This window comes from Humidesulfovibrio sp., from assembly GCF_035560995.1.
Taxonomy (GTDB): Bacteria; Desulfobacterota; Desulfovibrionia; order Desulfovibrionales; family Desulfovibrionaceae; genus Humidesulfovibrio.
This window is the reverse complement of record NZ_DATMYK010000325.1, coordinates 1-10,303: the sequence shown is the minus strand read 5'-3', so window position 1 is coordinate 10,303 and position 10,303 is coordinate 1. Positions and strand designations below refer to the sequence as shown.

Below are 10,303 nucleotides of genomic sequence, written 5' to 3'. Positions count from 1 at the left end.
AGCCTGCCCCTTCCCCACGGAGTCACTTCTGGCGGGGGGCGACCACCTGCCGCGCCCGGCCGCGCCCAGGACCGCAACGCCCATCTGGCAGCGCCCCATACGCTTCGGCCAGACGGGAAAACCCTTCAGCATCGGCGTCAGCATCTCCGGCCCCAGCCTGTTTCTGGCCGTGGTCAAGCAGTCCAACGGGGCGCTTTCCGTGGCCCGACGCTTTCTCATGCAGCCCGACCAGGCACCGGGGGAAAAGGGCTTCGCCACCTTCCTGAACCAGTGCCTGTCCAGCCTCGGCTTCGCCCCGTCCAGCGTCGATATCTGGGCTGTGCTGCGCTCCTCCGACCTGGACCTGAACGTCCTCTCCGTGCCCAAGCTTTCCGGCTCCAAGCTGGATGCGGCCGTGTACTGGACCCTGCAGAAGGACAAGAAATTCGCCGAGGCCGAGTACGTGCTGGACTACCTGCCTCTGGGCCCCACGGCCGAGGCCAAGGAGCCCAGGCTGGACGTCTTGACCTGTCTGGCGCGCCGCACCGACGTGGACCGTCTCCAGGCCGCCTTTGCCGCGGCGGGCTGTCCGCTCACCGGCATCACCGCCATCCCCAACGCCCTGCTGGCGCTGTACAAACTGCCGGGCGCGCCCGCAGGGCACACCCTGGCGGCCAACATCCACGTGGAACCGGACTTTTCGGCCATCGGCCTGTACGCCAAGGACCGGCTGCTTTTCAGCCGCTTCATCCGCTCAGGCGCCGGCAGCATGGCCGAAGCCCTGGCCGAGCACTTCCAGGATCTGCTCAAGCCCAAGAGCCAGCTCCTGGCCGACCTGGAACTGCCCCTGCCGGGCGCGGGCGAAAACGGCGCGGACGCGGCCCAGGAGCCGCTGCCGGCCCTCGACTCCGCCCAGGCCCAGGAACTGCTGCGCCACCTGCTGCTGGGCGCGCCCAGGCCCGATTTTGCGCGCGAGGAATACATCTTGCCGGCCGAGGAAGTGCTGGAGATCATCTCTCCGGCCATCGAGCGGCTTGCCCGCCAGGTGGAACGCACCCTTGAGTACTACGCCAGCAGCCAGCAGGCCCGCTGCGACGCCCTGCACCTGAGCGGCGAAATCTTCGGCTGCCCGGCCATCGCCCAGGCCCTGGCCGGGCAGTTGGGCTTCCCTACCGTGATCTTCGACCCTGTGGCCCTTGTGCGCGCCGGGGCGGAACACGCGTCCGCGGCCGACCGCATGGCCCTGGCTCCGGCCCTGGCCGCCGCCCTGGCCCAGCCGGACAAGGGCATCAACCTCATTTCCAACTACAAGGTGCGCACCACCCAGGAAGCCAAGCGCGTAGTCACGCGCAGCATCATCCTGGGGCTGGCCGGGCTCATGGTGCTCATCGGCCTGGCCGGGCTGGTGCTGGAGCGTGGCAACACGGCCAAGCGCGCGGAACTCTCGGTCCTGAAGGCCCAGTCCGCCGCCCTCGGTCCCCTGGCCGACGAAAGCACGCTCCAGCTCACGGTCGAGCAGTACCGGCTGCGCCAGGACGCCTTGCGCCTGGCCTCCACGCGCCTGTTGGCCCCGGCGGCCATGGCCGACATTTCGCGCCGCGCGCCGCAGAACATCCGCATCCTCACCCTCACGGCCGAATATCCCCAGCCGGAGGAGACCAAGGCCGCGGCCCCGCCGCCCCCTGGCCAAACATCGGCGCCGGCGCCGGCCCAGAACGGCAAGACCGCTCCGGGCAGCCAGGGCTCCATCGTCATCGAGGGCGTGGTCATGGGCGAGCGCGCGGGCTTTGACGCGGCCCTGTCGCGCTTCATCATCGACCTCCAGGGCTCGCCCATGTTCCAAATGCCCGTGGTCAACGAATCGGGCCTGAAGGAACTGGGCGACGGCGGACAGGTGCTCTACTTCGTCATGCATCTGGGGGTGAAGTGATGGCCCTCTCCCTCAACATGCAGATCAACCTGAGCCCGGAGCTGCGCCAGCTTGGCGCGCGCGCGGGCGTGGGCGCGGCCCTGCTGGCCCTGGCCGTGTACCTGCTGGCGGTGATGCCGCTTATGGAAGGGCGCAAGCTGGACAAGGAAATCGCCACGCAGAAGGCCCGGCTGGAGCGCCAGCAAAAGCTCATGCCCACCCTGGCCAGCCTGAACATGGGCGCGCACAACGCCACCCTGGAGGACCTGCTGCCGCCCAAGGCGGAGCCGGTGCCGCGCTCCCAGGCCTATCTCATCACCGAAACTTTGAGGCACATGGCCACGGCCGAGGGGCTGGAGCCCCTGGACGTGAGCCTGAACGCCGCCAGCATGGCCCAGGAGCCGGACAGCATTCAGGCCCAGGGCGTTTTTTCCGGCCAGACCGAGAATGTGCGGGCCTTCCTGCTGGCGCTGAACCGCATGCCCAGCCTGTCGCGCCTGGAAAAGGTGGAGATACGCGCCGTGGACGGACGCCTGGAGATGCTGGTGCAACTGCGCGTGGCGCTGGGCAACGGCTAGGCCGATCGACGAAGGCTGGCGCGCCCGCCCATTGCGGACAAGCGCGGAAACAGGGCGGACAACCAGGAAACACAGGCAACACAGGGACACGGCGAACACGGTATGGAGAAACGGGAGAAAATAATGCTGGGCGTCCTGGCCGCCACCCTGGTGGTCGCTGGCGCGATGCATTTCTCCAGCCCTGGCGGAACCATGGCTCCTGGCGCACCGGCTCAGGCCCAGGTGAACCTGGACGAGATGGGCAAGATCGTTGAGCAGGCCAAGCTGTCTCCGGAACGGGCCTACCGCATCGGCCTGCTGGCCGACAACGCCAGTGGAGACCCTTTCTACGGCGGTCAGGGCGGCCTTTCACAGGAGGAGACCGGCGCGGCCGCGGCCCAGGAACTGGTCTACTCCGGCTACATCAAGATCGGGCAGAAGATTTTCGCCGTCCTCAACGGCGTGGAATACGCGCGGGGAGATGAACTGGCCGAGGGCGGATACGTGGTCCAGGCCATAGACAAAAACAGCGTGCTTTTGGAGCGAACGGATGGCTCCACCGGACGCAAGTTCACCAAGCGCGTCGCCCTTGTGGAGGACGACATGGACAAGATCCGCATACGGGTGGTCAAGAAAAGATGAACCGAAAGCCAGCCGCTTTTTTCCGACTCATGGTCGCGCTTTTGGCCATCCTGGCCCTTGGCTGCTCCTCGCACAAGCAGCCGGAGCACGCCCCGGTGGAGGACATGGCCGAGACCTGGAAGGCCATGGAGAAACAGTCCCAGGGGCATTCGCCCCGCGGGCACTTCTCCGTGGTGGAGCCGCCCATGGTCATCGACAAGCCGGAGAACACGCAGGAGCAGCACGAGGCCCAGGCCGCCAGGCTGCCGTCCTCGCGCATCAGCCTGCGCATGCACAACGCCGACATCATGGCCGTGCTCCAGGCTCTTTCCCGCGCCGCGGGCAAAAGCCTGGTGCTCTCGCCCGGCGTCACCGGCACGGTGAACCTGAACATCGTGGAGCGCCCCTGGGACGAGGTGTTCAACGGCATCCTCCTGTCCAACAACCTGACCTACAACTTCGACGGTGAAACCATCCGCGTCATGTCCCTCACCGACCTCAAGGCCACCATCGAGCTCGAGTCGGCCAAGAAGAGCGCCAGCATCCTGCGCAGAATGCGCTACAAGGAAGAGCCCCTCATGACCAGCGTGGCCAAGGTGCGCTTCGCCGACGCCAAGCTCATCAAGCCCACGCTGGAGAAGACCCTGACCAAGGACAAGGACGGGAAGGCCCTGGGCAGCGTGGAAGTGGACGAGCTGACCAACTCGCTCATCATCCAGAGCGTGGACACCGACATGCCCAAGCTCACCCGCCTTTTGACCAAGCTCGATGCGCCGCGCGCCCAGATCAAACTCAAGGCGCACATCGTGGAAACCACCAAGGAGACCGCACGCGACCTGGGCATTCTGTGGGGCGGCAGCTACACCGGCAGCGTGCGCAGCGGGAACAAGCTGGGCTTCAACGGCGGCAGCTCGCTCACCAGCACCACCACCAGCGGCGGCACCACCAGCACCACCTCCGAGGCTGTGGTGGGCACCGGAACTCTGGGCGCCCTGGGCGTAAAACTGCCCGCCAGCTCCGTGGTCAGCAGCGGCACCGGCATGGCCCTGGACATGACCTTCGGCAAAATCGGCGGAAACATCCTGGAGACCCAGCTGCAGGCCTTGGCCTCGGAAAACAAGCTGAACATCATCTCCAGCCCGTCCATATCCACCATGGATAATCAGAAGGCCTACACCGAGGCGGGCGAACGCGTGCCCTACCAGAGCACCACAGGCACCGGCACCGACACCACGTATACCGTCAACTTCCAGGACGCGGTTCTGCGGCTTGAAATCACCCCGCACATCATCGACGAGGAGTTCATCAAGCTGACCATCCTGGTGCAGAAGGACGAGGTGGATTCCTCGCGCACAGTGGCCGGCAACCCGTATATCGTGAAAAAGAAGACCGAGACCGTGCTCATCGCCAGAAATGGTGAAACCGTGGTCATCTCCGGTCTGTCTAAGTTGCGCAAGCAGCTGAACGAATCGGGCATCCCCGGCGTAATGGACATTCCCGGCCTGGGTTGGCTGGCCAAGAGCCAGAGCAAGGACGACCTGAAGGACGAGTTCATGATCTTCATCACCCCCACGGTGCTGGCCGACTGGAAGGCCGGGGAGCGCCAGAAGACCTACGAGGAGCTGGAACAAGAGCTGAAGGACGCCCGCAAGGCTGCGGCCGAACGGGAAGCCCGCGGCGACAGGCCTGAGAAGCCCGCCACCCAGGCCCCCGTCCCGCCGAGCGTCAAGATGCAGGAACGCTCCAGCGCGCCGCTGACCGGGCCCGCCACCCACGCCTGGGCACTGCCCCTGGCCCTGCCTGCCGCCGCTGGCAGAGACAGCGCCGACCAGGAAGGAGGACGCGCATGAGCCACTACGCCGGATACGGCTTTGATCGCGAACCCTTCGCCAACTCCCCGGACCCCGGCTTTTTGCTGGATACCCGCCAGCACGCCACCTGCCTGCAGGAGCTTGAGATCTCCCTGCGCCTGCGCCGGGGTCTGAATCTCGTCACCGGCGACATCGGCACCGGCAAGACCACCCTGTGCCGCAGCCTGTTGCGCGCCTTTGCCGAGGACGCGGCCACGGACGTGCACCTGCTGCTCGACCCGCACTTCGCCAGCAGCGAGGAATTCGTGCGCGTCATCCTGGCCGGGGTTTCCGGGCAGAGCCCGGAGCCGGGTATGGGCCTGTGGGCCCTCAAGGAGGCGCTCAAGCAGCAGCTGTTCCGCCTGGGGCTGGTGGAAAAGCGCCTGGTGATCCTGGTCATCGACGAAGGCCAGAAAATTTCGCCTGAAAACCTGGAAATTCTGCGCGAGATGCTGAACTACGAGACCAACACCTCGAAGCTCCTGCAGATCGTCATTTTCGCCCAGCGCGAGCTTGAGCCGGTCATCGACGCCATGCCCAACCTGGCCGACCGCATCAACGTGCGGCGCAGGCTTACGCCCCTTTCCCTGGCCGAGACGCGGCGCATGATCGAGCACAGGCTCATCGTGGCCTCCGGCGGAGCCGAACCTCTGGTGCGCTTCAACCTGCCCGCGGCGCTGGCCATCCACTGGGCCTCAGGCGGCTCGCCCCGCAAGACCGTGCGCCTGTGCCACATGTCCCTGCTGGAGATGCTGGTGTGCAGCCAGGCCGCCCCCGGCCGGGCCAGGGTGCGGCTGTCCCATGTGCGCGCGGCCCTGCGCGCCGGGGCTCCGGGCATGAACCGCCGCCGCAAGGCCGGTCTGGCCGCCTGCGCGGCCATCGCCGTGGTCTTCGGCGGGCTATGGATGTCTTTGGGCAACTCCGGCCCGGTGCTTGGCACGGGCTCAGTTTCCGCAGCTCCGGCCATGGCTCCCGTCGCAGCCGCACAGGCGGAGGTCCAGCCCGGCGCGGGCCTCACGGCCGAGGGGCTGAGCCTGGCCCCTGCCGCAGCCGCGACGCAAGAAGCCCAGGACGCGGAGACTTCGACCGCCCGCGTGTCGCTTCTGCCCCAGCGCGACCATGGCCCCGCCGTGCGCGAGGCTGTGGAAATGCCCCGCCCGGCCCCTTTGCAGGTCGATCTGCCCGAACAGGAAGCCGTTCCGGCCCGCGCGGTCCTGGCCCCAACGGATCAGGCGGCCGCGGGCATGGACAAGGCGCGCCGCCTGGCCCAGAAGGCCCCCCACACTCTGGACCGCCAATAGGCGAAAGGCTCAAAGGTCCGTCGTGAAACGGGATCGCAAACGCCTTGGCGAACTGCTCATCGAAGCTGGCGCCCTCACCGGGGAGCAGCTTGAGACCGCGCTCTCCGGCCAGAAAAAGTCCGGCCTGAAGCTCGGCCAGTATCTTATCCAGTCGGGCATCCTCAAAGAAAACATCATCATCGACTCGGTGAGCCAGCAGCTGCGCATCGAGCGCTACACGCCAGGCAAGCACCCCTACGAGGACCGCATCGACTCCTTCCTGCCGGAGGAGCTGGCCCAGCGCCACAGGCTGGTGCCCCTGTCCAAGCGCGGGCACCTGCTGCTCATCGCCATGACCGACCCCATGGACATCAACGCCCTTGACGCCGTGGAGATCGCCACCAATCTCGAGGTGGAGCCGGTCATCTGCTCGGAGAACGACTTCGAACTCTTGTTCAGCGCCATCTATGGCCGCGCGGACCAGACTAAGGACCTCTTCGGCGGCATGACCGACGAAGACGGGGACATCACCACCCAGGCCGGCGGCGACGACAAGGAAGACATCGCCATCGACACCCTGCAGGACCAGGCCTCCCAGGCCCCGGTCATCCGCATGGTGAACTCCATTTTGAGCCAAGCCGTGCGCGAGCACGCGAGCGACGTGCACATCAGCCCGGAGAAGGACAGCATTCAGCTGCGCTTCCGCGTGGACGGCAAGCTGCGCATGATCCCGGCGCCGCCCAAGGCCAGCTTCCTGCCGCTGGTCTCGCGCATCAAGATCATGGGCAACATGGACATCGCCGTTTCCAAAATCCCCCAGGACGGCCGCTTCACCTTCGTCACCCAGCGGCGCGAATTCAACGTGCGCGTGTCCTCCCTGCCCACGGTCCACGGCGAGAACCTGGTGCTGCGCCTGCTTGAGCGCAACGCCAGCGGACTGAACTTAAGCGAGCTCGGGCTCTCCAGTCCGGACCGCGCCAAAATCGAGTCCGCCGTGGTCAAGCCTTACGGGCTCATCGTGGCCGCAGGCCCCACCGGCAGCGGCAAAAGCACCACGCTCTACGCGCTCTTGAAGCACATCAACACGCCTGACATCAACATCGTCACCCTGGAAGACCCGGTGGAATACCGCATGCCCACCGTGCGGCAGGTGCAGCTGAACCGCAAGGCGGGCATGACCTTCGCCTCGGGCCTCAGAAGCATCCTGCGCCAGGACCCGGACGTCATCCTGGTGGGCGAGGTGCGCGACAACGAGACGGCGGAGATCGCCGTGCAGGCGGGCCTGACCGGCCACCGCGTGCTGACCACCCTGCACACCAACGACGCGGCCACAGCTGTCACACGGCTCATCGAGATGGGCATCCAGCCCTTCCTGGTGTCCACCGTGCTTTTGGCCTCCATCAGCCAGCGTCTGGTGCGCAAGAACTGCCCCCACTGCATAGAGAGCTACACGCCGCGCAAGGATCTGCTTCTGGCCTTCGGCATCCGCGAGGAAATGCTGCCGCGCTTCAGCTTCCAGCGCGGCACAGGCTGCCGCACCTGCCACCAGACCGGCTACTCCGGCCGCATGGCCATCTACGAGGTGCTGCAGGTGGACGAAATGGTGCAGGACATGATCATGCGTGGGGCAACGGCCAAGGACATCGCCAAGGCCTGCGTGCAGGCGCGCACCATGCGCACCCTGAAGGCCGACGCCCTGGCCAAGGTGGCCCGGGGCCTCACCACCCTGGAAGAGGCCGCCGGCGCGGTGATGATCTAGGAGCCTGCGGCATGCCTTTCTTCAAGTACACAGCCATCACCAACAGCGGCGGCAACACCAAGGGCGTCATCGAAGCCGCCAGCGTGGCCGCCGCCGAAGACCAGCTCGCCGCGCGCGGGCTCATTCCCACCGGGGTGGCGGAAACCAGCGGTCCCGATGGCGGCGGTGCAGGCGGCGGTTTCTTGACGGACCTGGCCAACCGCATGCAGTCCATCAAGCCCCAGGACCTGATCCTGTTCACCAAGCAGCTGCGCACCATGCTGAACGCGGGCATCCCGGTGCTGCAATCCCTCGACGTGCTGCAGAACCAGACCGAGAACCCGCGCCTCAAGGGCGCCATCGTCAGCATCGGCGCGGACATCAAGAGCGGCACCACGCTCTCCAAGGCCTTCTCCAAGCATACCGGCGTGTTTCCGGAACTCTACTGCAACATGATCCGCGCGGGCGAGATAAGCGGCACCCTGACCGAGGTGCTGGAGCGCCTCATCTACATCGTGGAGCACGAGTTCAAGGTCAAAAAGGACATCAAGAGCGCCCTGACCTACCCCATGGTGGTCGTGGTGGCCCTGGTGGCGGCCTTCTTCATCCTGATCCTCTTCGTGCTGCCGCAGTTCGTGGATCTGTTCACCAAGGCGGGCATCGCCCTGCCGCTCCCCACGCGCATCTGCCTCGGCCTGTACGCCGCGTTGACAAAATTCTGGTACGTGGCCCTGGCGGCGATTGGCGGCACGGTCTTCGCACTCTCGGCCTATTTCCGCACCGAGGCAGGCAAGATCGCCCGCGATGGCTTCTTCCTCAAGCTGCCCATCCTGGGCCCGGTGTTCAAGAAGGCCGCCATGGCGCGCTTCGCCAGCATCTTCGCCATCCTCCAGGCCAGCGGCATCACCGTGCTGGAAGCCATGGACATTTTGACCGACACCATCGGCAACGCCTACATCGCAAACGACTTCCGCAACCTGCGGGAAAAGCTCGAGCAGGGGCGCGGGCTTTCCGGCCCTTTGCGTGGGGCCAAGTCCTTCACGCCCATGATGATCTCCATGATCACCATCGGCGAGGAAACCGGCAACATGGAGGACATGCTGCGCGAGGCGGCCAAACACTATGACTATGAGGTGGAATATGCCGTCTCCAAGATGAGCGAACTGCTCGGCCCCGTGCTGGTGGCGGGCCTTACCGGCGTGGTGGGTTTTTTCGCCCTGGCCATCTTCCTGCCATTGGTGGAACTGATGCAACACTCCATGAGTGGCCTTAAATAATTTTTTCGCGATTTCCGGTGGTTATACGCAGACAAGAAGCAAGATGCTGGACGTGATGGAACAGGTTTTGCTAAAGGTTATCACAGCGACTCTCGGGAACACCCGGGAGAAAAAAACGGCACAAATTTCCTGGCGCAGCCCGGGAATACACCAAGGAGGACCCCCATGACTTTGACGAACCGGACCAGGAAAGAAGGCGGCTTCACCCTCATCGAACTCATTTCGGTGATCATCATCCTCGGCATTCTTGCCGCGGTCATCACGCCGAAGTACTTCGACATGACCAGCAAGGCCAAGGAAGGTGCGGCCAACGCCGCGGTTTCTGAAAGCATCGCCCGCTTCAACATGGGCTATGCCAACTACCTGCTGACGAACCAGAAGGTTGCTGCCAGCCTTGCCGTTCTGACTGCAGCGAACATGGTCAACGCCACCATGGACATGGGTGATTGGACCGTGACCATGAGCCAGTCCGGCACCGATGTCAGCGCGAAGGCCACGGAGTCCAAGGACAACGCCACAACCGTGCTGACCAAGACTTTCGCCTGGCCTCAGTAGCGGCCACAGCCCGACATCTTCAAGGGAGCGCTTCGGCGCTCCCTTTTTTTTGTGCCCCCAACCTTGCGCAGTGCATTTACGGCATGTTATCCTGCATTGCATGGTGGACTCGGCAAACAACAGCCAGTTTTGGCCACAGCAACAGCGTGCTGGACAAGGACGTTGCTCGCGAGGCTTTACCCTTGTCGAACTCATCGTCGTACTCATCATTCTGGGCATCCTGGCGCTCATCATTACCCCGCGCTACGTGAGCTTTGTTGAGCAAGCCCGGACAACAATGGCCCAAACCGCAGCAAATGACGGCACTGCACGATTCAAGAGCGCCTACCAGCGCTACATGTTGGTGAATAGCAAGTACCCAGCAGGCATCAGCGATGTGAGCGGATCGGACTACCTGGACCTGGACGGCACAGGGCGCGCCAACACTGGCGCCTTCGACATCTCATTCACCAAGGAAGGATCCAATCTCCGGGTCTCAGCCTTCAACAAGGGTGATACGATCATCCTGGCCAACGCCACCATCCCCTGGCCCTGACC

Annotated in this window: 9 protein-coding genes; all 9 read left to right on the top strand. The window is 65.0% G+C overall.

Annotated features, from left to right (window positions below):
- Positions 1-1,909 (top strand): pilus assembly protein PilM (gene pilM / locus VN419_RS13070; protein WP_325647658.1); only part of this gene is annotated, 1,909 nt, incomplete at its 5' end.
- Positions 1,909-2,466 carry a hypothetical protein gene (locus tag VN419_RS13065; protein ID WP_325647657.1) on the top strand — a complete coding sequence of 186 codons (558 nt, stop codon included), beginning with the start codon at positions 1,909-1,911 and terminating at the stop codon, positions 2,464-2,466. The genes pilM and VN419_RS13065, both read left to right, overlap by 1 nt.
- Positions 2,467-2,589: 123 nt before the next feature.
- Positions 2,590-3,087, top strand: coding sequence for a hypothetical protein (locus VN419_RS13060; protein WP_325647656.1), 498 nt, complete (start codon positions 2,590-2,592; stop codon positions 3,085-3,087).
- Complete coding sequence (gene pilQ / locus VN419_RS13055) at positions 3,084-4,916, top strand: type IV pilus secretin PilQ (protein WP_325647655.1); 1,833 nt, start codon at positions 3,084-3,086, stop codon at positions 4,914-4,916. The genes VN419_RS13060 and pilQ overlap by 4 nt, the downstream gene beginning before the upstream one ends.
- On the top strand, positions 4,913-6,217 hold the full coding sequence (locus VN419_RS13050; protein ID WP_325647654.1) for an ExeA family protein: 1,305 nt from the start codon (positions 4,913-4,915) through the stop codon (positions 6,215-6,217). The genes pilQ and VN419_RS13050 overlap by 4 nt, the downstream gene beginning before the upstream one ends.
- A gap of 22 nt (positions 6,218-6,239) precedes the next feature.
- On the top strand, positions 6,240-7,955 hold the full coding sequence (locus VN419_RS13045; protein ID WP_325647653.1) for a GspE/PulE family protein: 1,716 nt from the start codon (positions 6,240-6,242) through the stop codon (positions 7,953-7,955).
- 11 nt (positions 7,956-7,966) lie between these two features.
- Entirely contained in the window at positions 7,967-9,211 is a 1,245-nt protein-coding gene (locus VN419_RS13040; protein WP_325647652.1) for a type II secretion system F family protein, read from the top strand.
- A 165-nt stretch (positions 9,212-9,376) separates the two neighbouring features.
- A complete protein-coding gene (locus VN419_RS13035) occupies positions 9,377-9,766 on the top strand; it encodes a type II secretion system protein (RefSeq protein WP_325647651.1) in 390 nt (129 codons plus the stop codon).
- Positions 9,767-9,866: 100 nt separating this feature from the next.
- Positions 9,867-10,301: a type II secretion system protein gene (locus VN419_RS14565; protein ID WP_349255590.1), complete on the top strand. Its 435-nt coding sequence runs from the start codon at positions 9,867-9,869 to the stop codon at positions 10,299-10,301.
- Positions 10,302-10,303: the final 2 nt, after the last annotated feature.